General features: G+C 70.2%; 17 protein-coding genes and 1 rRNA gene. 7 read left to right on the top strand and 11 right to left on the bottom strand.

Annotated elements, in window-relative coordinates:
• Positions 1–8 precede the first annotated feature (8 nt).
• Positions 9–125: ribosomal RNA gene (gene rrf / locus ACQPY0_RS32735) — 5S ribosomal RNA — on the top strand.
• Between the two features lie 98 nt (positions 126–223).
• Here rrf and ACQPY0_RS32730 read toward each other — a convergent pair.
• Positions 224–451, bottom strand: a complete 228-nt coding sequence (locus ACQPY0_RS32730) for a hypothetical protein (protein ID WP_432969150.1) — start codon at positions 449–451, stop codon at positions 224–226.
• A gap of 157 nt (positions 452–608) precedes the next feature.
• On the opposite strand from ACQPY0_RS32730, the gene ACQPY0_RS32725 reads away from it, so the two are divergent.
• Positions 609–1,721, top strand: coding sequence for a cellulose binding domain-containing protein (locus ACQPY0_RS32725; protein WP_432969147.1), 1,113 nt, complete (start codon positions 609–611; stop codon positions 1,719–1,721).
• 382 nt (positions 1,722–2,103) lie between these two features.
• On the opposite strand, the gene ACQPY0_RS32720 is transcribed toward ACQPY0_RS32725, so the two are convergent.
• Positions 2,104–2,778 (bottom strand): hypothetical protein, encoded by a 675-nt coding sequence (locus ACQPY0_RS32720; protein ID WP_432969144.1) that lies wholly within the window; start codon positions 2,776–2,778, stop codon positions 2,104–2,106.
• Between the two features lie 146 nt (positions 2,779–2,924).
• On the bottom strand, positions 2,925–3,281 hold the full coding sequence (locus ACQPY0_RS32715; protein ID WP_432969141.1) for a hypothetical protein: 357 nt from the start codon (positions 3,279–3,281) through the stop codon (positions 2,925–2,927).
• 320 nt (positions 3,282–3,601) lie between these two features.
• Between ACQPY0_RS32715 and ACQPY0_RS32710 the strand changes: the two genes are divergently transcribed.
• On the top strand, positions 3,602–4,624 hold the full coding sequence (locus tag ACQPY0_RS32710) for a LacI family DNA-binding transcriptional regulator (protein WP_432969138.1): 1,023 nt from the start codon (positions 3,602–3,604) through the stop codon (positions 4,622–4,624).
• Positions 4,625–4,682: 58 nt separating this feature from the next.
• Here the strand turns inward: ACQPY0_RS32710 and ACQPY0_RS32705 are convergent, their stop codons facing one another.
• Both ACQPY0_RS32705 and ACQPY0_RS32700 read right to left on the bottom strand, forming a co-directional pair.
• On the bottom strand, positions 4,683–7,184 hold the full coding sequence (locus ACQPY0_RS32705; protein WP_432969135.1) for an FtsX-like permease family protein: 2,502 nt from the start codon (positions 7,182–7,184) through the stop codon (positions 4,683–4,685).
• Between the two features lie 3 nt (positions 7,185–7,187).
• Complete coding sequence (locus ACQPY0_RS32700) at positions 7,188–7,931, bottom strand: ABC transporter ATP-binding protein (RefSeq protein WP_432969132.1); 744 nt, start codon at positions 7,929–7,931, stop codon at positions 7,188–7,190.
• 37 nt (positions 7,932–7,968) lie between these two features.
• Here ACQPY0_RS32700 and ACQPY0_RS32695 point away from each other — a divergent pair, with 37 nt between their 5' ends.
• The gene (locus ACQPY0_RS32695) at positions 7,969–8,652 is read left to right on the top strand and encodes a phosphoesterase PA-phosphatase (RefSeq protein ID WP_432969129.1); all 684 of its coding nucleotides are present in this window, start codon (positions 7,969–7,971) and stop codon (positions 8,650–8,652) included.
• 661 nt (positions 8,653–9,313) lie between these two features.
• Here ACQPY0_RS32695 and ACQPY0_RS32690 read toward each other — a convergent pair.
• The 5 genes from ACQPY0_RS32690 to ACQPY0_RS32670 form a co-directional block, all read right to left on the bottom strand.
• Entirely contained in the window at positions 9,314–9,598 is a 285-nt protein-coding gene (locus tag ACQPY0_RS32690; RefSeq protein WP_432969126.1) for a hypothetical protein, read from the bottom strand.
• 209 nt (positions 9,599–9,807) lie between these two features.
• A complete protein-coding gene (locus tag ACQPY0_RS32685; RefSeq protein ID WP_432969123.1) occupies positions 9,808–10,194 on the bottom strand; it encodes a hypothetical protein in 387 nt (128 codons plus the stop codon).
• Between the two features lie 316 nt (positions 10,195–10,510).
• Positions 10,511–11,119 (bottom strand): hypothetical protein, encoded by a 609-nt coding sequence (locus ACQPY0_RS32680; RefSeq protein WP_432969120.1) that lies wholly within the window; start codon positions 11,117–11,119, stop codon positions 10,511–10,513.
• Between the two features lie 327 nt (positions 11,120–11,446).
• The gene (locus tag ACQPY0_RS32675) at positions 11,447–12,283 is read right to left on the bottom strand and encodes a hypothetical protein (RefSeq protein WP_432969117.1); all 837 of its coding nucleotides are present in this window, start codon (positions 12,281–12,283) and stop codon (positions 11,447–11,449) included.
• A 38-nt stretch (positions 12,284–12,321) separates the two neighbouring features.
• A complete protein-coding gene (locus ACQPY0_RS32670) occupies positions 12,322–17,124 on the bottom strand; it encodes an AAA family ATPase (RefSeq protein WP_432969114.1) in 4,803 nt (1,600 codons plus the stop codon).
• 727 nt (positions 17,125–17,851) lie between these two features.
• On the opposite strand from ACQPY0_RS32670, the gene ACQPY0_RS32665 reads away from it, so the two are divergent.
• The 3 genes from ACQPY0_RS32665 to ACQPY0_RS32655 all read left to right on the top strand — a co-directional run bounded on the left by ACQPY0_RS32665 (position 17,852) and on the right by ACQPY0_RS32655 (position 20,268).
• Positions 17,852–18,097: a phosphatase PAP2 family protein gene (locus ACQPY0_RS32665; protein WP_432969111.1), complete on the top strand. Its 246-nt coding sequence runs from the start codon at positions 17,852–17,854 to the stop codon at positions 18,095–18,097.
• Between the two features lie 189 nt (positions 18,098–18,286).
• Entirely contained in the window at positions 18,287–18,895 is a 609-nt protein-coding gene (locus ACQPY0_RS32660; protein ID WP_432969108.1) for a hypothetical protein, read from the top strand.
• A 248-nt stretch (positions 18,896–19,143) separates the two neighbouring features.
• Positions 19,144–20,268 (top strand): hypothetical protein, encoded by a 1,125-nt coding sequence (locus ACQPY0_RS32655; protein ID WP_432969106.1) that lies wholly within the window; start codon positions 19,144–19,146, stop codon positions 20,266–20,268.
• A 35-nt stretch (positions 20,269–20,303) separates the two neighbouring features.
• On the opposite strand, the gene ACQPY0_RS32650 is transcribed toward ACQPY0_RS32655, so the two are convergent.
• Positions 20,304–21,173: a GH25 family lysozyme gene (locus tag ACQPY0_RS32650; protein WP_432969103.1), complete on the bottom strand. Its 870-nt coding sequence runs from the start codon at positions 21,171–21,173 to the stop codon at positions 20,304–20,306.
• Positions 21,174–21,439 lie beyond the last annotated feature (266 nt).

The following is a 21,439-nucleotide window of genomic DNA, read 5'->3' as shown; positions in this document are numbered from 1 at the left end:
CATAGTGTTACGGCGGCCATAGCGGAGGGGAAACGCCCGGTCCCATTCCGAACCCGGAAGCTAAGCCCTCCAGCGCCGATGGTACTGCACCCGAGAGAGTGTGGGAGAGTAGGACGCCGCCGGACAAACTTTCGTTCAGGGGCCCACCGATTTCGGTGGGCCTCTGAAGCGTTTCTGAACAACGAACGAGCCGGCCCGCGAACGGACCGGCCGGCAATCACCTTCAGCTGCGGTGCTCGACCGCGCTGCGCAGTTCCAGGAGCGACTTCGCGGAGTCGGCGACGTTACGGCCGGAGAACAGGGCCACGCCCAGCGAACCGTTGTCCGCCCAGCCGCACACCGACAGGTCCGAATCGTCCACCTTCGTCGTGCCGCAGCGCATCGTGCCGCCCAAGGGGCCCGCGTCCACGTCGTGGACGTCGCGCACGCCGCCGGCGTCGTCGGTCACCATGCCGATCCCGGCGGCGCTCGCCGTCGATGAGTAGGACGCTGGCGCCCCCGCTTGAGCAACTTTCACGCGCGATCTGCCGGTATGCCTGCCGCCCCAGCGCTTTCCTTGCGTGCTCCGGAGGGTCTTGCGAGAGTCGGGCATCGAGAGGGGTGGAGACATGCTCAGTGCCAAGCGACTGCTCGTGGCCGGTGCCGCGCTCGCCGCACTGGCCGCCGCGACCGTCCTGTCCGTCGGCACCGCCAGCGCCGAGTCCAACGGCGGGGTGCGGATCATGCCCCTCGGCGACTCGCTCACCGAGGGGCTGAGCGTCGCCGGCGGCTACCGGATCGACCTGTGGAGCAAGCTTGTCGCCGGCGGGTACAAGGTCGACTTCGTCGGCTCGATGTCCAACGGGCCGTCGACCCTCGGTGACCACGACCACGAGGGCCACTCCGGCTGGACCATCGCGCAGATCGACGCCAACGTCGGCACCTGGCTGCCGACCTACACTCCGCGCACGATCCTGCTGCACATCGGCACCAACGATATCTACGGCAGCGATCCGGCGGGCGCTCCGGCCCGGCTGGGCACGCTGCTGGACCACATCACCACCCTCGCACCGAACGCCGAGGTGTTCGTGGCCCAGATCATCCCGGTGTCGTGCTGCGACGCGACGGTGCGAACGTACAACGCCGCGATTCCCGGTCTTGTCCAGACCCGCGTCAATGCGGGCAAGCACCTGCACCTCGTCGACATGTACAGCGCGCTGAGCACCGCCGACCTGCTCGACGGTATCCACCCGGGGACCATCGGTTACGGCAAGATGGCCACGGTTTGGTACAACGCGCTGCTGTCAGTGCCCGGCAGCCTGACCGGCGGCACCACCGGTTCCCCCTCGCCGGGGACCTCGTCGGCGAGCCCGTCGCCCTCCAGGTCGCCGTCGCCGAGCGCGCGGCCGTCCAGCGCCGGCCCGGGCGGCTGCCGGGTGACGTACACCAGCAATGCCTGGAACACCGGGCTGACGGCCAACATCACCATCGCCAGCACCGCCGCGACCCCGGTCAACGGCTGGGCGCTGACCTTCACCCTGCCGTCGGGCCAGACGATCACCTCCGGCTGGAACGCGACGTACGCACCGGCCAGCGGCGCGGTCGGTGCCCGAAACGTGAGCTACAACGCCGCCATCCCGGCCGGCGGGTCGACGAGCATCGGCTTCCAGGCGAGCCACACCGGCAACAGCGCCTCGCCGACCGCGTTCGCGCTCAACGGCGCCGCCTGCACCATCGCCTGATCGAGACCGGGACCTCCGCGCCGCCCGACAACTGCGCTCCGGCCGGGCCCAGCCTGGCACGGTTCTGGGCGGGAGGTGTGGCGGCGGCGCTGCGAATCGAGCGTGGCGAATCTGATGTCGATCGAGCACGCGGCTGTGGGCGGCGCGCCCGAGGGGACCCGGTTGGAGGTGGTGATGGTGCCAACCGGGCCGGCTCCTGTCCCGCCACGCCAAGAGCAACGGTATCGACGCTGACATCCCTGGCTCGGCGGCGTGTGCTCCTGTGGGCCGTGGCGTTCGAGCCGTGGACCGGGCGCGCTGGGCGGGGTCGAGCGCCTGCTGGGGCTGGCCGAGGTTGTGACGCTGGTGTGCATGGCCGGGCGGGCGGCTTCTCAGCGAGGCATCAGCATTCGCCGCGCATCCCCTTCGAGAAGTAGTCGCCCAGCTTCCCGGTGAGGTTCGCCCGCCAGGTGGTGCCCAGCTCGCCGGCCATGACGGTGCGTAGCCCGGCGTACACCTCTCCGTTCTTGCACATCGTCAGCTGCGCGGCCTTGGCGATCTTGGCATCGTCGTTCAGGCCGGCCCCGAGCAGCGACGGGTCGTTGCGCTGGGCGTCGCGGTAGGTCAGGTACTGCACGGCCGCGCCCAGCGCCGCGTTCTGCAGGGGCACGTCGCCGCCGCCGTGGCCCACCTGCTGCTGGTACTGCTGCCACGCCAGCGTCGGGTTGATGTTGATGACGACCTTGTCGCCGGCGGCGGTCGGCGGGCAGGCGATCGCCTTGACCTTCACCCCGCAGGCCGAGCCGGACGTGACCACGATCTCGGGGTGGCGGTCGTCGCCGGGCGCTCCCACGGCGTGCTCGACGGCCGTCGTGATCAGGTCCCGCATCACCTGCTCGACCGAGTCGGCGCCCGACACCGTGGGCAGGGGACCCGGCGGAGCCGGGGCGGCGGCGGAGGTGGGCGTGGGCTCGGCCGCGGCCGAACTCCCGGCGGACGTGCCGGACTTTTCGGCATTTGTACCGCATGCCGCCGCCAGCACCACCAGCGCAGTAAGGGCCAAGCCGAGTCGTCGCACCGTTCATCCTCCTGATCAGCTGAGGTCGATCAACGTAACATCGGCGGCAGTCGGGCTGTAGCGGACGCGGTCGTCCTTGCGGGCAGGACCGGCCGTCCTTTCGCCCGGGTGGCCACCCGGGCGAAAGGACGCCACGGAACGGGGTCCTATCCGGTGCTGCAGGAGACGGTGGGCCAGGTCCAGGTGCCGTTGGTCATGATCGTCACACCGAACGTGTTGCCGTTGCCGTTCGGTTTGGCCACCATCACCTGGGCGCTGGGCCAGGTCGCGCTGATCTTCGCCGGGGACGGGACGTTCATCGTCACGGTCCAGGTGTTCGTGCCGGAGATCGCGACGTTGAGGTTGTACCGATCGCTCCACTGCTGCCCGGCCGACAGTGTTGCCGTGCAACCGCCGCCTCCTGCGCCGTCACCACCGGTCGTCGGCGGAGGCGTGGTGTCGCCCAGCGTGAGCTGGTAGCCCTCCGTGGCCAGGATCATGTAGTTGAACTGGCCCATGTTCATGCCGTTGCTGGTTGAACGTCGCGTTACCGATGATCGACGGAGCGTTGTAGCGGGTCGTCTCGTAGATGCGTCTGTTCATGTGGCCGCTTTCCTCCTCGACAGGGCAGTGTGCCGCGACCCGGTGAGGCAGCCGGGTAGACGGATGTCGATGGCGGCAGTATTTGGTCGGCCCGCGCGGCGGTGTCAACGCTTTCCGGAAGCTTCTGCACCGCTTTAACAGCCTCTACGCGGGCATTCGCGGGATCGCGGTGTGGAAAGTTCCGGCGATGGTTCCGAAAATGCGGGCATGCGAAAATATCGAAAACGATGAGGGGGCGCTCGTGACACTCGAGGAGACGGGCCGGGTCACCATCACCGCGATCGCGCGGGAGGCCGGCGTGTCGGTGCCGACCGTGTCCCGGGTGCTCAACGGCCGATCCGACGTCTCGCCCCAGACCCGCGAGCGCGTCGAGACGATCCTGCGCGAGCACGGGTACCGCCGCCGAACCTCCCGCAGCAAGCCCGCCGCGAACCTGATCGACCTGGTCTTCAACGACCTCGACAGCCCCTGGGCCGTGGAGATCATCCGCGGCGTCGAGGAGGTCGCGCACGCCACCGGCATCGGCACCGTCGTCTCGGCCATCCACGACAAGCCCGCCTCGGCCCGGCAGTGGCTGCAGAGCCTGCGCGCCCGCGCCACCGACGGCGTCATCTTCGTGACCTCCGACGTCACCCCGCCGCTGCACGCCGAGCTGCGCCGCCTCGACATCCCCCTCGCGGTCATCGACCCGGCCGGCGTGCCGGCGATCGACGTGCCGACTGTCGGTGCCACCAACTGGGCCGGCGGCCTGCGCGCCACCGAGCACCTGCTCGACCTCGGCCACCGCCGCATCGGCTTCATCGCCGGCCCGAAGCGCCTGCTGTGCAGCCGCGCCCGCCTCGACGGCTACGGCGCCGCCCTCGCCGCCGCGGGCCTGTCCACCGACCCCGACCTGATCCAGCAAGGCGACTTCTACCATGAGTCCGGCTGCTCCGGCGCCGACGCGCTGCTCGCCCTGCCCGACCCGCCGACCGCCATCTTCGCCTCCAGCGACCAGATGGCCTTCGGTGCCTACGAGGCCGTGCGCCGCCGCGGCCTTCGTGTCCCCGACGACGTCTCGGTCGTCGGTTTCGACGACCTGCCGGAGAGCCGCTGGACCTCGCCGCCGCTGACCACGATCCGCCAGCCCCTGGCCGAGATGGGCCTGCTCGCCGCGCGCACGGTCCTGCGGATGGCACACGGCGAGACGATCGAGAGCCCGCGCGTGGAGCTGGCGACCGAGCTGATCGTCCGCGACAGCTCGGCCGCCCCAGTGACGGTCTGACTACAGTTCGTTAATCGATTTCGATCGATCTGATAGGGTGAATCAAGCGGAACGCCACCTACTCGCGCAGTCCGATATTCTCCATCACCGGCGCCCGCAGCAGCGCAGCGACCGGAAGGAGCGTCGTGGTCAGCGCCAGCACGGCGGCCCCGCCCAGCACCACGACCCACCCGAGCGGCGGCACGAAGGGCACGAGACTCCCCGTCAGCGCGGAAACCACCGCCACCAGCGTGGTCGCCGCGATCGCCACCCCCAGCAGCAGCGCGGTCCCGAGCAGCCCGATCTGCTCCGCCCGCACCATCCGGGAGGCCTGCCGCCGGGTGACGCCGACCAGCCGCAGCAGCGCCAGCTCCCGCCGCCGCGCCAGCGCCGCCATCACCATGACATTCGCCGCCGCCAGCGCCGCATACCCGACCATGACGCCGATCAGCAGCCGGTTCAGCCACGCCGACAGCGCCAGGTCCGCGCCGACCTTCCCGGTGATCTCCCGCGCGTCGACCAGCCGGCTGCCGGGATACCGGTCGAACACGGCGTCGTCGCCGGCCACGGCGTTGGCGTCGGCCCGGACCAGCACGTAGTCGTCCAGGCCCGTCGCGGTGTGACCCGCGACCGTGGCCCGAGCCAGCGTGAAGTCGCCGAAGCCCAGGCCGCGGTCGTAGATCGCCGCGACCGTCAGCGTCAGCGGCGTCCCGTCGCCGAGCCGGACCGCGACTTTGTCGCCCACGTGCCACCCGTGCGTGCCGGCCCGGACCGACGACACCGCCATGCCGGTCTCGTTCAGCCCGGCCAGGCTGCCCGCGGTCACCCGCAGATCGAGGGTCCCGGCCAGCGCCGGAGGGTCCACCACCTGCGCGGGGGCCGCCTCCAGGTCGCCCAAGAGCGAGACCACCACGCTGGTGTGCGCCACGCCCGTCGCCGCCCGAACGCCCGGGACGCCGCGGATCTCCTCGGCGGCGGACGCGGGCAGGCCGGCGGGGGAGACCAGGGCCAGGTCCGCCAGCATGCCGTCGCGGCCCTGGGTGACCGTGCCGCGCTCCAGGTTGTCCTGCACGAACCATACCGAGCCGCCGAAGCCCACCGACAGCACCAGCGCGGTGAGCACAGCCGCGCCGCCGCGGGCGTTCGCGCGCAGGTTCGCCGCCGCCAGGTGGCCGCTGGTGCCGAACACCGCGCGCAGGGGAGCGGCCAGGGCCCGGGCCGCCAACGCGTTGATCCACGGGGCGAGCAGGGCGACCGCGGTGACGAAGAGGTACAGCATCCCGACCGCCCCCGTCAGCGCCATCTGACCCGACGCGGCCAGCGTGAACGAGCTCGACGTCACCGCGCCGACGAGCGTGAGCACGCCGAAGACCAGGCGGACCGGGCCGCCGCGCTGCGGCTCGACAGCCGCCTCGCCCAGCGCCTCGGCCGGGCGGACCCGCGTGACCCGGCGGGCCGCGATCAGCGCCGCGAGCACCGCGGAGAGCACCGTGAGCAGCGCGACCGACGCCGCCGCCAGCGCGCCCGGCGCGATCGGGAACGTGGCCGGGACGAAGCCGCGACCGACCAGCTCGCCGAACACCCAGCGCGCGGCGCCCAGGCCGGCCGGGATGCCCAGCACCGCGGCGAGCAGGCTCACCAGGGCCGCCTCGGTCATGATCAGGCGGCGGGCCTGGCCCGGCGTGGCGGCAACGGCCCGCAGCAGGGCCAGGTCGCGGCGGCGGTGCCGGACCGACAGGCCGATGGTGCCGGCGACGACGAAGACGACCAGCATCACGACGTACCCGCCGAACGCCCCGCCCGCCGCGAGCAGCAGCTCCCGCGCCGCCCGGTCGCCGGAGCGCTCGGCCAGGCCGCGATCGCCGCCGGTGTACACCTTGCCGTCCCCGCCCACGATCCCGCGCACCGCCGCCGCGAGCGCCGCCCGGTCCGCGCCCGGCGCGGCGATCACGCCGATGACCTCGGCCCGGCCCGGGTGCGGCGACAGCGCGGCCGCGCGGGCATCGGTGAAGAACACCGCCGGCGGGCCGGTGAGCGCGCTCGCGGGCGCGGCCACGCCGCTGACCCGGACGTGGGCGGCCCGCCCGGCCACGATCAGGTCGGCTTCCGCGCCGGGATCAAGGCCCAGTCGGGCGTCGGCGACGATCTCATCGTCGCGGCCCGGAGCACTTCCGCCGACGAGGTTGTACGGCGTGAGCCGAGCACTGCTCCACCCGTGCCCCTGCGCCGGTCCGTCCACAGTGGTCACCGGCACGGTGTCGTCGGCGATCACGGCCGCGGCGCCCGGCACCGCGCGCAGCTTGCCGGTCAGCTCCGCCGGCACCGTGCCGCCCTCCGGCAGCTCGATCGTGCTGGTCGTCGTGGTGCCGTCGAATTCGCGGCTGGTCTGGGTGGCGTCGCGCCGGGCGACGACGACGTCGGCCGCGGCGTACTGGGCGGCGACCGGCTCATAGCTCAGGCCGGACTCGACCAGGACCCCCATCGCGGTGAGCACCATCGCCCCCACGGCGAGCGCGACCAGCGTCGCGACGACCGACCCGGGGCGGTGGCGCAGCATGCGCACAGCGAGCAGACGCAGCACGGGTCAGCCCCCCACGGCCACGGCGCGGCGGTCCAGGGAGGCCAGCAGCTCGCCGATGCGCGCCGCGCCCGGCTGCGGCAGGTCCCGCACGATCCGGCCGTCGGCGAGGACGACCACGCGGTCGGCGTACGAGGCGGCGACCGGGTCGTGGGTCACCATCACCACGGTCTGGCCATGCTCGTCGACCACGGCCCGCAGCAGGGCCAGGACCTCGGCGGCCGTGGTCGTGTCCAGGGCCCCGGTCGGCTCGTCGCAGAACATCACGTCGGGCCGGGTGGCCAGGGCCCGGGCGATCGCGACCCGCTGCTGCTGGCCGCCGGAGAGCTCGGCCGGCCGGTGGTGCAACCGTTCGCCGAGCCCGACCCGCGCCACCACGTGCGCGATCCACGCCTGGTCCGGCTTCACCCGCGACAGCCGCAGCGGAAGCTCGATGTTCTCGGCCACGGTGAGCGCGCCGATGAGGTTGAACGCCTGGAACACGAAGCCGATCCGGTCGCGCCGCAGCTCGGTCAGGCGGGTCTCGGACAGCCGCGACAGCTCGGTGTCGCCGACGAAGACCCGCCCCGACGTCGGGCGGTCCAGCCCGGCCGCGGTCTGCAGCAGCGTGCTCTTGCCCGAGCCGGAGGGGCCCATGACCGCGGTGAACGTCCCGCGCCCGAACGCGGCATCGATCCCCGCGAGCGCGGTCACCGCCCGCGGGCCGTCCCCGTAGACGCGGGTCAGCGCCTCGACGCGTACGGAATCCATTGCGTTTCCTCCCAAGAATGTCGTCACCGGAAACGCTATGGAGGAAAGCGGCCGCGGACGATGCCGCAGGCGGGCCGAGCGAGGTACAGCAGGCACTACCTCTTATGCTGAGCCGATCGGCACCGAACAGTCCCCGGCGGACACGTCGCGGCGGGTCGCCCGCCTGCTGACCGAGGTCCTCGCCCCCTCGGTTCTGGCCGGCGCGCTGCCGTTCGTCATCGCCGTCCACGCCGCCGGCGCCCTGTGGACCGGGTTGGCCTGGGGCCTGCTGGCGAGCGCCTTCTCGACGCTCATTCCGTACTCCATGATCTGGTGGGGCGTCCGCAAGGGCCACCTGAGCGACCGGCACATCGGCCGCCGCGAACAGCGCACCAAGCCCCTCGTCCGCGGCCTGGCGTGCGTGCTGATCGGCCTCGCCCTGCTGCTCGTGCTGCACGCCCCGCGCGAGCTGGTCGCCCTCGTCGTCGCCCACTTCCTCGGCGGCCTCGCCGCCACGGTCGTCAACCACTTCTGGAAGCTCAGCGTCCACGCGGCCGTCGCGTCGGGCACGATGATGGTGCTGGCCGTCGCGTTCGGCCCGGCCCTGCTGGCCACCGCGGTTCTCGTGGTGGCGGTCGGCTGGTCCCGCGTCCGCCTGCGCGACCACACCACCGCGCAGGTCGTCGCCGGCACGATCCTGGGCGTGCTCACCACCGGCCTGGCCTTCGCCCTGCTGCGCTGACCCCGAGGGTGCGGCGGGACAGCGCGAAGTACCGGCGAGGGCCGACAACCGACAGCATGGAACACCGGAATTCGGCCGCCGCACGTTGCCCCGGCGTCATCGTGCGGCCCGCCACCGCACCCGACGCCGCGGCGGTTGCGTTCGTGCAGGTGCGCACCCGGCAGGCGGCCTACCGTGGGCATCTGCCGCAGGAGATGCGCGACTCGCTGGACTGCGACAGACATGGCGAGAGTGCGCCGACAAGGATCCTCAGTGATCCTGGCGTATTCCAGGTCGAATGGCTCCGATGGACCTACCCCGTCCAGCCAGCGACCAATCGTCGGCACCGCCGTGACAGCGGGTAGCTCCTGCCTGCCTTTCACAAGGTCGCGACGATCCCATTGCGGCGTGAGCGGATGCCTGGCGCTCTCCTGCACTACGAGCTTGGCGAAGTTCCGGCTGATGTGGGCGCGCGGCGTGCCGGGCGGCAGCCGGAGGTCCTGGGTGATCTCGGTGTTCGACCGACTGCGGGTGACCGCCTCGACACCGTCCATGCTGTTTTCGGAGTCCATCGGGGCTATGTCGGGTCGGGGTGTTCTCGTCCACTCTCATGGCGGTCTCGCCGGGCTGAGGCTGGCGACAGGCCGCCCGGACGTGCCCTGCCTCGCAGGCAGGGCACGCGTTATGGGGTGGGGCCGTTGTCGCGTGCCGCGATGGCCAAGGCGATGAACTCACGGAACTCGGCGAACTGCTCGGTGGTCATGTTCCACCGGCGCCCGCCCATGATGTCGTTCTCGCCGTACGCACGCCCCAGGCGAACTTTGAATCCGTCGCCGTGTGGCTGTCCGTCGATCCGCAGGAACGCCACGTGGTATCGCAGGCTCTCCTCAGTATCCCGATGAAAAATCTCCAGCACCCGGCCGTCCAGCACCATGATCTGGTTGTCGAATGAGAACTCCGTCGCCATGTTCCTGCCTCGGGTCATTCGCCGACCGGTGGCCGACGGCACCTGGGCGACGATAGACGGCTGAAACCGCGAGGAGAAGCGCGGCTCACGGATAGAGATCAAATCGGCTGGGCCAGGAGCCTGGCAGCGCCTTCCGCAGGTCCGGACGCGGCGGACCCATCGATCAGGTGAGCACTCATCGGCTATGAGCGCGCACCTGATCAAGGCCGTCAGTCACCACCGGCGGCGATTGCATCGCGCTGTTCCGGATGCACTGCGTACCGGTAGTACTGGTATAGCGAATGCTTCGGACCCTGCTCGAAGCGCTTCGCCACCTTGGTGTGCGGCCACCCCATGACACCGTCGCCGGTTTCGACGACCACCTCGCGCAGGTCGGCGTCGTAGCCCCACCGACCTCTGGTCGCCCGGACTATGAGCTCACCCAAGTACGCGCCCATCGACATGATCATCGAGTGTTTGACCTTGGCCGACGGTCGGCTACGAAGGAACTCTTCGCAGAGCCGGTCGAGGTTGGCGGCGTCCTGCTCGCCCCAGCCGATGCTGATGCCGGTCTCCGCTGCGGTACCTCGAACGAAGGCCTCGGCCAGGGCGGTCATGACCTGCGTGGTCTCCCGCGCCTTCCGAGTCGTGAAGTCTGCGTTCATCCTCGATTCCTCCCCCGTCGGAACACCGAGCGCGGACGCCGCCGACGCTGGGAGTTCAAACGCAACATCACGTCCGCACGGCCACCGACGCGCATGCGATGGTAGTCAATCAACCAAGAGCGTGGCGGCGCACTGCCTTCGGCATGACAGGAAGCCTTGGTATCGCCGCTCCCCATCACTCGCTGCGACCAGTGCTGTCGTGCCGCTGCGCAGCAATCGCGGCAGATGCGGTCACCATGTCCAACGTCCGAACGCTGGCCGGCGTTTGTCAGTGCAGAAGCCGTTGCGCCCAATAGACCTGGCCGTCGGGACCGACGCTGATCAGGGCAATCAACACGTCTTCTACTGCCGCGGGTGCCGTCGGCGCCATTTGCTCAGGCGGTGTTCCGGGGCGCGCCGCGCGGAGCACGGTCTGGAACGTCACCGGTGATGCGTCCGCCGACCACACAGAGACGGCGCAGCCCGAGTTCGAGAACGACCCGTTGATCTTCCGTGGGCCGATGCCTCGCAGCCACGGGTAGCGCTTCTGGGCGATGTCGAGAGATCCGTCCGCTCCTGCGTTGACCTTGTCGGGCCGGGCTGAGGTCACCGCGATGAAGCCAGGCATGAGATGACTGCGCTTGTCCAGCACAACGATGCGAAAGGAACTGCCCATCTGCGGGTTCGGCGGTCGGGTCCAGGTGACGCGCCCGAGGAGGATCTGGTCGCCGCCATCTGCCGCTACCGCGTTGACCGGTTTGAGCGCGGCGTCCGCTGTCGCTTGGTCGACGAGTTGAAGCGTCGCTTGTGCGTTCAGCGCGTCAGGGCCGTACGGCGGCCGGTTGTGCCACCAGCGCCAGCCGACCCCGCCGGCGGTTCCGGCGAGGACGATCGCCACGCCCAGAATCAGACCCGCCCGTCGCCTCATACCGGCAGTAGAGCACAGCATGTGTCGATTGCTGATCGACAAAGCTGACGTCGTGGTGCCAGCATCCGCACATCAAGCATTATGCAGGTAACCCTGCATGAGCGGATGCCCTCAAACGCGGCCATGTGATCAGCCGCTACGCCACGTGACACACGATCAAGCGATGCAACCCACGCCGGGTTGACGGGCACGCACGACGGACTGCTTGTCTGGCGATCGCCGTTGGGAAGTGTTCGTCTACACGGGAGGTCTTTGCCGGGGTGTTCGCAGTGGTATGTCTATCCCGGCGGCTGTCGGTCAGGTGAGGCGCCAGTCCTGGGTTTGCTTGGCCGCGCCCGGGTGGAGGCTCAGACGGAACCGAGCGATCTCGGCGTTGCCGCTCACCTCGAAGATGATTTCGCGGCCGTTCAGCCAACCCGGGTCGAGCCGGGGGGCTGGGTGGAGCTGGCGGGAGTCAGTCATCTCGATGTTGCGTGGGTACGTGTGGCCGGCCTTGTCGACGAGCCAGGTGTACTTTTCGACGTCGTCGATGAACGGGACGCCGCCGGTATTCTCGACTCGCACGACGACCGAGACCACCCGGTAGCCGAGTTTCGGCGAGATCTTTGGGCCATTGGGGTTGTCGGAGTCGATGGTCGGTGCCGGGTTGGCGATGCGTACGACCGTGAGCGTCATCTCCTCGCCGGAGTCGCCGTGCATGGTCACGCTGCCGTTGGGAGGGAGCACGCCGCCCACTGGAACCGGCGCCGGCGGGGTCGTCGCCGGTGTCCAGGAACGCGTCGTGGGCGGCGTCCAAGCTGGAAAGGATGAGGCGACGACGACCCGGGCTTCCGGTTGGGCGCTCGTGGGGCGGTCGATGCGAGTCGCGGCCACTGCGATGGCGGCCGCGGCGGCGGTGAACCCGGCCACGGCGATCAGGGGGTTGCGCCGTGATGTGGCGGCGGGGGCGGGCTGGTCGCGCTGCGCCGGAGGCACCGGCGTGGCGGGTAGGTCCGGCGGCACCGGTGGTGACAACGGTGCGGCCGGGGTCGGTGCGGCGATGACGCGCCCGCGGCGCACACGCCAAGCAGCGGCACCAGCCGCCGCCACGGCGGCGACCGTCGCGATCGTCATCCAGCGAGAACGCCTGGTCACGGACCCTGCTTTCGGCGACACAACCGGGAACTTGAGGGCTAGCAGGGCGTGACGTCGCTGTTCGTGGCGGTGAGCGGGAGCTCTACGCGCAGGCTGGTTCCCGCCCCGTGGGGGCTGTGGAGGGTGATTCGGCCGCCGAGTGCTTCTACTCGGTCTTTGAGGCCGAGCAGGCCGGTGCCGCGGGTGAAGTCGGCGCCGCCGATGCCGTCGTCGTCTACTGCGACGTGCAGGACGGTGTCGGCGGGGTCGGTTTCGACGGTGACGGTGACGGTTGAGGCGTGTGCGTGTTTGGCCACGTTGGTGAGCGCCTCGGCGACGACGTAGTAGGCGCTGACCTCGACGTGTTCGGACACCCGCGCCCCGGTACGCAGGTCGAGGTGGACCGGGATCGGGCAGCGGCGGGCGAGCGCGCGTAGTGCTGGGCGGAGGCCGCCGTCGGTGAGGATCGCCGGATGGATGCCGCGGGCGATCTCGCGTAGCTCGTCCAGCGCGTCGGTTGCTGTGGCGACGGCGTGGTTGAGCTGTGCGCTGAGCGCGTCGAGTTCGGGTGGCAGCGTTGCTTGTGCCGCGCGGAGTTGCAGGGCCAGGGAGACCAGTCGCTGCTGGGCGCCGTCGTGCAGGTCGCGCTCGACGCGTCGGCGGGTCTGGTCGGCGGTGGCGACGATCCGTGCGCGGGAGGTGGTGAGTTCGGCGTAGAGGTGGGTGTTGTCAAGGGAGACGGCGAGTTGGCTGGCGATGAGTTTGACGGCGTCGAGTCGTTCGGTGGTGAAGGCGCCTCGGATCAGGCGGTTTTCCAGCAGTAGTACGGCCCGTAGCCGGCCGCGGCTGAGGACGGGTACGGCCAGGAGTGAGCAGCAGCCGAGGCCGGTGAAGTAGGGGTCGCGGGCGAAGCGGTCGTCGCGGGTTGTGTCGGCCACGACCAGTGGTTCACCGATACGCTGAACGTATCGCAGCACTGACATCGGGACCGCGTGTTCGGTGCCGCCGTGTTGGGTGAGCGGCAGCCAGTCGTGCCGCTCGTCGCTCCACAGCGGCAGGTTGACGTCGGTGGCGCCGGTCATGGCGCTGACCACCTGGACCACGCGGGCGTGCAGCCGTTCGATGCTGGTCTCGGAGCTCAGGGCCTGCGAGGCGGACAAGATGCCGAGCAGGTCGAGCGCTCCGGTGGTGACGGTGGCCCGTTGGTGCGGGGAATCCCCGGTCTGGTTCCCGTTCTGGTCAGCGCGCTGCGCGACGGTGGTGCCGGGTTGTGGGCGAAGGCTCGGGTAGGCCCAGTCGAGTTGGTCGACTTTCGCGGTGGCGCCCCAGGCGAGGTACTCCTGGCGCGCTTCGAGGAGCAGGTCGTAGCCGGCGTATTCGAGGCCGTGGGCGAGGTGGAAGCGGGCCGCGTGCTCGGTGATCAGGGCTCTGTGCCATGGCCGCTGATACTGGGCGGCCTCGCGCCGGGCGGCGTCGAAGGCGAGGGCGGCGGCATGGAAGTCGCCGACCGCCCACGCCCGCTCCGCCTCGAGCAACCGGAGCAGGTGCTGGAAGTTCGCCGGCGCGTCCGCGGCACGTGCGGCCAGCCACTGCGTCACCTCGTCCAGTTCGGTCAGCAGAGCGCCGCGCTCGCCACCGTGGCTGGCTTGAGCCTGCCCGGCGAGGGCCAGCCCCCGCAGCAGGTAGGCGATGCCGGTTGCGTAGAGGCCCAGGCCAGCCGGTCGCAGCGACATCGCCGCCGCGGTGTGCCGCGTCAGGCCGGCCGGATCAGCGAGGATGGCGGCGGCGATCGCGCGGGTGACGTGCGCGTGGAAGAGCGCCGTCGGGTTGCCGGCGTACCGGTCGATGGAGACCGCCTCACCGGCTACGGCGGAGCTTTCACCGCGCAGCACAGCAGCCAGCCATCGGTGCGAGTCGAGCCACATGATGAGATGTCCGCTGCCGGTACGGTGCACGAAGGAAAGTCCCGCCTCCACGTTGGCGACGTAGTCGGAAAGCGATGGTGCGCATTCCAGCAGGCCAGCCGCGGTCGGGGCATAGCTGTATCCCGCGTTGGCCAGGTCACCCCCCGCGATCAACCCTTCGCGGGCCCGCTGAACTGTTGGGACACTGTTTTCGATCGGCTCGAACCAACAGCTCACGAGCGCGCACAGGTAGCGCGCCTCTGAGGTCTCGGGCTCGTAGCCGCGCGCCTCGCTGAAGGCCAAGACCCGCCGCGCCGCCTGATACGCGGCCCGGTCACTGCGCAGCCCCACCGCGGCGAAGGCAGCGGTACCGGCCGGTCCAACCAGGGTACGGGCAGGGCCGTGCTCGATCCATATCCGCAACCCCTCCAGGCTCAGCCACGCATACACGGGAAGGTCGACGAAGTAGACCACCGGCAAGACCGCGTCGAGCAGACGGGTCGCGGCGAGCAGTGTCGGCTCGGTGATGTCCGGCCGCGTCAGCCCGTCGGCGTCGTCGGTGTGGTCCAGCCACCGGTACAGATAGTTGAGCTGATGGTCGAGCTCCATCTGGAGCCGGTCTGCGGCCGGCACGGCGATGCCCAGTTCACGCAGCGACTCCAGGCCGAGTCCGATCGCCTCCGCCAAACGGTGCTGGTGGCTCAGGCTACGCACCTGGACGCACGTTGCGTCCGCACGCTGCATGGTGGTGGTGCACAGCCGGTCGATCGTACGGTACTCCTCGTCCGCCTCCTCCAGGCGTCCCATGCTGTACAGCGCGGTGTGGCGGGCGGTGTGCACCTCGATCAGCGTGGCGGTCTCACCCGGGTCGATGAGCTGCAGCGCGGCGGCCAGCAGCCTTTTCACCAGCACGTAGTCCCCGATCAACGCGGCCTGGTCGGCGCCGCGCCGCAGCAGCCCCGCCACCCGACGCCGCTCCACGGCGTCGTCGACCGCGTCGACCACCGGGAGATACTGCTCCGCCGCGACCGCGTACAACTCCGGCACCGCCGCCAGCCGCCGCGCCATGGCCAGGTGCAGGGCGTGTCGCTGCTGGGGATGCAGCCCGCGCAGGATCACCTCACGGATCCGGTCGTGGCGAAACCGCACCGCCTGATGTATCCCGGGCTGCACCACCAGGAGGCCCTCGTCGAGGGCGGGTGCCAGCGTTTGTTCCACCATGCTCGCCGGCTCGCCGGTGGCGGTCTGCAACAGGCTCAGCTCGGCTCGCCCGCCAAGGCACGCCATCGCCTGCACCATCTGCCGCGACGCCGGCGGCATCGCCTGAACACCGGCCGCCAGCAGCCCGGCAACCTCGGACCGGCGCAGATGAGCGCGTACGGCCGCCGCGTCCCACCGCCACCCGGCGGCCGTCGCCGCCAGCACGCCGTCACGTCGCAGCGCGTTGAGCACCTCCACGATCTCGTACGGATTGCCGGACGGGTTGATCACGTCGACCAGGCCCGCCGCCGTGGCCCGATCCACGCGCAGCATCTCGGCCACCATCGCGACGGAGCCGGACACTGGCAGGTTGACCAGCCGTAGGTGCCGCACTCCGGCGAGTTCACGCCATCGGGACAACGGCGCCACCAACGGATGCGCCACGTCCACGTCGTCCTCGCGGTACGCGCCCACCAGCAACAGGCCGTCGATCCGCTCCCCGCTCAGCACGAGGTCGACGAAGCCGAGTGGCGTACGCCCCGCCCACTGCAGGTCATCGAGGAAGAGGACCACCGGCCGTTTGCGCGAAGCGACCGCGCGCAACACGTCCACACCCACTCGCTGCGCCCGAACCTGCGCGGTCAGCGGATCTCCCGCATCGGGTGGCACCGCCAGCAGCGCCGCGAACTCAGGCACTGTCGCGGTCATCAGGCCCGCGTTCGGGCCGGCCGCCTTCAAGATCCGTTCGCGGACCTTGGTCAGCTCGTCCTCCGGCTCGGCCAGCAACAGCCGACCCAACGCGCGGAACGCCTGATGACCCGCGTTGAACTCCAGATCCCGCCGGTACTGGTCGAACTTGCCCGCCACGAACCAGCCATCACGGCCCGTCACCACCGGCCGTAGCTCGTCGACCAACGCCGTCTTGCCCACCCCCGCCGCACCGCCGATCAGCACCCCACGGCACCGGCTCCCCAGCGCGTCTTCAAACGCCGCCTCCAGCGCCGCCACCTCGTCATCACGTCCGACCGGCCGCGACGGGGGCAGCAGCCGCAGCGGAAAATCGCACTCGCCGACCCGCAGCGCAGCCGCCTCTGGGCGCGCGCCGGTGTCCCGCAACCGCTCAAGGTCGTAGACCACACCCTCAGCAGTCTGGTACCGGTTGTCCGGCTCCTTCTCCAGCAGATGCATGACAATCGCGGACAACGGCTCCGGCACCGCGTGGTTCACCTGCGTCGGCGGCACCGGCACCCGCGCCAGATGATCATGCGTGAGCCGCAACGGATCCCCGGAGCCGAATGGCGGCGCACCCGTCGCCAACTCGTACAACGTCGCACCCAACGCGTACAGATCGGCCCGCTGATCCACCGACCGGCCGGTACGCCCCGTCTGCTCCGGCGCCAGATACGCCAACGTCCCCACGATCTCCGTGTGATGGGTGAACTCGGGACGGATCTCGGCGAACAACGTCGCCAACGCGAAATCCACCAGGCACGGCGCACCCTCAGCAGAGATCAGCACGTTCGCCGGTGTGATGTCCCGGTGCAGCACATCCCGCCGGTGCATCCCCGCCACCGCCCGGGCCAGTCCCACCGCCAGCCCGACCAGCTCACCAACCGCCAGCGGCTTCACCAGCCCGGCCAGGCTCACCGCACCAGCGTCCGCCAGCACAATCGACCCCGGGCACCGCGACACCTCCACCAACTGCGCGACCCCTTCGACACCGCGCAGCCGCTCGAGCATCGCCAACTCGTGCCGCACCCGCCTCTGAGCATCCGGCCCCAACGGCTCTTTGCGGACGACGACCTGCCCATCGACACACAGCCGAGTGACGCGTGTGTGCTCACTCTCGTGCACCACCACGCCCCGAACGGGCGAATCTCGCCAAGCCATTATCCCAGCTGCCCCATTCGACACAGCCCCACACACATGGTCGGAGCCGCCTTATGCCCTGCTTACCCCTATTTGAGGGCAACGACGAGGGGCGCGCTGCGGCCGTCACCGGCTCAGCCGGCGATGGCCAACGAGTCCCACGCCCCAGCCCCAGTCGGGTCACACCCGTTCCAGGACGGTGATGGCGCAGACGGCGGGCGTATACGGGTCGCTCAGCGTAACTGCTCCTCCGGCGTTCTGCGCACCGTTGAGCTGTCGGTCGCCTACGCGGCCGAGCAGCTGATCTGTGATTTCGGCGATCTGGGCAGCTCGGTGGCGCCGACGGGATGTCGAGCAATAGTCAAGACTTGTGGATGAGAAATCTTGACTAGCTAACCGCGGCATTCGTCTGCCCGGCCGCGTCCAGTTCGGCCGTCAGATTCAGCCGATCCCAGATGCAGCCACCCTAGGTGTCCGCAGCGACGGGCGGACGGTCGCCGCAACCGGGCAACGCTTCATCGCGGCCCGCGTACGGTGCGCCGGCTTCGAGGACTCCGTCGGTCTACCAGCCGATGCCCGGACGACGCCACCGCAGCCCGGCTGCGTCATCGCCGGCATGGTGTTCCTGGCCGCCTCCCTGCCCGACCTTGCCCTGCCTCACGACGAGCCGCACCGACGTCCCCAACTGCCGATGGCGGTCCTGGCCGTCGCGTTCGGCCCGGCCCTGCTGGCCACCGCGGTTCTCGTGGCGGCGGTCGGCAGGTCCCGCGTCCGCCTGCGCGACCACACCCCCGCGCAGGTCGTCGCCGGCACGATCCTCGGCGTGCTCACCACCGGCCTGGCCTTCGCCCTGCTGCGCTGACCCCGAGGGCTTCGGCGGGACACGGGAAGCACCGGCGAGGGCCGGCAACGGGCACCATGGAACACCGGACTTCGGCAGCCGCGCGTGGCCCCAGCGTCGTCGTGTGACCCGCCACCGCGCCCGACGCCGCGGTGGTCGCGGCTGTGCTCTACTGCCGGTATGAGGCGACGGGCGGGTCTGATTCTGGGCGTGGCGATCGTCCTCGCCGGAACCGCCGGCGGGGTCAGCTGGCGCTGGTGGCACAACCGGCCGCCGTGTGGCCCTGACGCGCTGAACGCACAAGCGACGCTTCAACTCGTCGACCAGGCGACAGCGGACGCCGCGCTCAAACCGGTCAACGCGGTAGTGGCAGATGGCGGCGACCAGATCCTCCTCGGGCGCGTCACCTGGACCCGACCGCCGAACCCGCAGATGGGCAGTTCCTTTCGCATCGTTGTGCTGGACAAGCGCAGTCATCTCATGCCTGGCTTCATCGCGGTGACCTCAGCCCGGCCCGACAAGGTCAACGCAGGAGCGGACGGATCTCTCGACATCGCCCAGAAGCGCTACCCGTGGCTGCGAGGCATCGGCCCACGGAAGATCAACGGGTCGTTCTCGAACTCGGGCTGCGCCGTCTCTGTGTGGTCGGCGGACGCATCACCGGTGACGTTCCAGACCGTGCTCCGCGCGGCGCGCCCCGGAACACCGCCTGAGCAAATGGCGCCTACGGCACCCGCGGCAGTAGAAGACGTGTTGATTGCCCTGATCAGCGTCGGTCCCGACGGCCAGGTCTATTGGGCGCAACGGCTTCTGCACTGACAAACGCCGGCCAGCGTTCGGACGTTGGACATGGCGCCCTCATCGAGAAGCCGCGATCCGAGCGCTCGATGCTTCGTCGGTCGCGTGGCGCCGGTGGCCTTGGTCGGTGAGTCGCAATGGCGGCGTGGGACGGGGCTGACGCGCAGTCCAATCGCCGTGGCCAAGACCAGAAGCTGCGGGGCGTTCCCGACGCGACCGGCTGTGCCACGAGCACGGGTGAGTCGTCGGTGGATCGGTAGGTTCTTGGCATGGATCGAGATGTGTTCGCCGCGCGGTTCGCGGCGTCGGCCGAGGCCGCGTTGGGGTTCGGCCGGGAGATTGTCGCCGAGGAACTACCGGTGGCGTTGGCGTTTCGTGTTCGGCTCAACCAGTCGTACGACGGGCACCCGCCGCAGCCGGGTGAGATGCGTTATCCCGACGACTCGGCCCGGCACCGGGCGGCCGAGCTGAGTATGTGCGATGCGCAGACGGTCGTAGCGGAGCTGTGGCGCGACGGTCGTGTTCCTGAGTGGATCAACCTCGCGGTCGTCGGCGAGACCGGCACCGCGACCGTGATCGAGGTCGTGTGCTGTGGGCGGTTCACCGACGACGACACGCGGCTCTACCACGCCCAGGAGGGTGCGCCGCCGTTCCACGTGCTCGGCCCCGTGCTGCCCCCCGGATTCGACGGCACCCGGTTCAGCATCCACCGGCGTGCCGAATGCTGGAGCCCGTCCGAAGCCACCCATCTGGCGACCGTCGCCGACAAGGTGTGGTCCTTCGACCTTCGCACCGACGTCTTCGACGAGCACCTCCTGGCCGCACTGCCGGACCTGCCGAATCTCGAGATTTTCGAACACCGGGCCTGCGCGCTCGCCGGCAACGTCATCTCGGCCTTCACCCGCTTCCCGAAGCTTCGTGTCCTCCGCCTGAACCTGAGCGATCCCGAGCATTTCCGCGTCAGTCCCGGGACCTCGCTCCCGGACACCGTCACCAGCCTGACGATCATGAACCTGCCACCCCGTCCCTGGGGGCACACCGCACTCGCCGAGACGGCCCCGATGTTGACCTCGGCCGGCTTCAGCGCACCGCAAACCCTGTGGCTCGACGGTGTCTTCAGCACGCACCTGCGGGAACTGACCCTTACCGCCGCCGACATCGGCGGCTCGCCACGGTTGCCGACCCACCTCGACTCGCTCGGCATCCACCTCACCCGCGGAACGGATGAAGATGTCGCGGCGCTGCTCGAGAACGTCACGCAGCTGGGATCACTGAGTCTGCGCGGTACGCCGGTGACCGATGCGATCATCCCCGAACTCGAGCGGTACGAGCTGCGCCGTCTCGACCTCGTGCATACCGCGACGACCACGGGCTGGCCTCGGGGGACGGGCTAACCATCCGGATGCGGGAGGCATGCGAAATCGGCCGCTCAGGGGCCGGCGAGTGCGCGTAGCGCCTCCGGGCCGCCGTTGACCACGTCGCGGTCGTGGCTGTGACGCTCGTCGGGGTCGCCGGGCATGTACTGCCACAGCGCGAACGTCGTCCACCCGGCCGGCAGCTTCGGCGATTTCTTCGTGTAGTTGGCGATGTCGAGCGGGTAGGAGCCGTACGAGGTGTCGTTGCCCGTGCACGGGTTCCACCAGTACGTGTTCGTGTAGATCATCGGCTTGCGGCCGATGTCGCGCTCGATGCGGCCGATGAACGCGGCGATCCAGGTCCGCATCTGCTCGACGGTGAGGTCGTAACAGGGCCCGGCGTTCACCCCGGAGTAGGGCCACTCGAGGTCGACGAACGGCACCAGCGTGCGCGCGTCGCGGGTGAACCGGGCGTGGCGCAGGAAGTGCTCGGCCTGCCCGACGGGGTTGCCGAGGTCGGGCCGCGCGTAGACGTAGGCGCCCACGTATCGTCCGGCCGTCCGGGCCGTGGTGTAGTCGGTGGTGAAGTGCGGGTTGACGTACGAGGTGCCCTCGGTCGCCTTCACGTAGACGAACTGGCTGCCGGCCGCGATCTCGGTCGGCCAGTGCACCGTGAACTTCTTGTGGTCGTGGCTGGAGATGTCGATCCCGGCGACCGCGAACCCGGCCGGCCGCCCGGCCTCGATCGCCGCGACCGCCGCCGGTGACGGTGGCTCCACCGGCAGCGGCGGCACCGGCTTGCCCGGCGCCGCGGCCACGCCCCAGATCGAGCCGGTCAGCACGAGAAGGATGAACGCGACGGCGCGCCGCTCGCGGGGAGTGCGGGCCATGCGCTGCAGCCGCCGCCGGACGACCCGCGCCGCCGCCCACCACCGCTCCGCCACCATCCCAGTGTGCCCGGCCCGGCGGCCGTGCTGGAACTTTCAAGTCCCTGGTCGGGGCCTGCCGGCGGTGACAGAACGTAGTCGGCATAGACCATGCACTCTGTAGATGCGCGCCGGATGAGAGCGATAACATGAATGCGTCGGCGAATTCCCGCATTGACCGCGCTCGCTTTACACGCCTGACTCGCTGTGCAAACATACGGCGCGACCAACGGCGCCCGGCCGGACGACCGATGGCGGCCGGGTCGCGGGTCGAAGGGAACAGT

Origin of the sequence: Dactylosporangium sp. CA-233914 (assembly GCF_050942935.1) — a bacterium.
Taxonomy (GTDB): domain Bacteria; phylum Actinomycetota; class Actinomycetes; order Mycobacteriales; family Micromonosporaceae; genus Dactylosporangium.
Note: the sequence above shows the minus strand (reverse complement) of the source record. Positions and strands in the feature narration are given on the sequence as shown.

Coding starts and splice junctions, on each gene's coding strand:
- ACQPY0_RS32730 (WP_432969150.1), bottom strand. CDS start 451: ATGGTGACCGACGACGCCGGCGGCGTGCGCGACGTCCACGACGTGGAC.
- ACQPY0_RS32725 (WP_432969147.1), top strand. CDS start 609: ATGCTCAGTGCCAAGCGACTGCTCGTGGCCGGTGCCGCGCTCGCCGCA.
- ACQPY0_RS32715 (WP_432969141.1), bottom strand. CDS start 3,281: ATGAACATGGGCCAGTTCAACTACATGATCCTGGCCACGGAGGGCTAC.
- ACQPY0_RS32700 (WP_432969132.1), bottom strand. CDS start 7,931: ATGGATTCCGTACGCGTCGAGGCGCTGACCCGCGTCTACGGGGACGGC.
- ACQPY0_RS32695 (WP_432969129.1), top strand. CDS start 7,969: ATGGAGGAAAGCGGCCGCGGACGATGCCGCAGGCGGGCCGAGCGAGGT.
- ACQPY0_RS32690 (WP_432969126.1), bottom strand. CDS start 9,598: ATGGCGACGGAGTTCTCATTCGACAACCAGATCATGGTGCTGGACGGC.
- ACQPY0_RS32685 (WP_432969123.1), bottom strand. CDS start 10,194: ATGACCGCCCTGGCCGAGGCCTTCGTTCGAGGTACCGCAGCGGAGACC.
- ACQPY0_RS32665 (WP_432969111.1), top strand. CDS start 17,852: ATGGTGTTCCTGGCCGCCTCCCTGCCCGACCTTGCCCTGCCTCACGAC.
- ACQPY0_RS32655 (WP_432969106.1), top strand. CDS start 19,144: ATGGATCGAGATGTGTTCGCCGCGCGGTTCGCGGCGTCGGCCGAGGCC.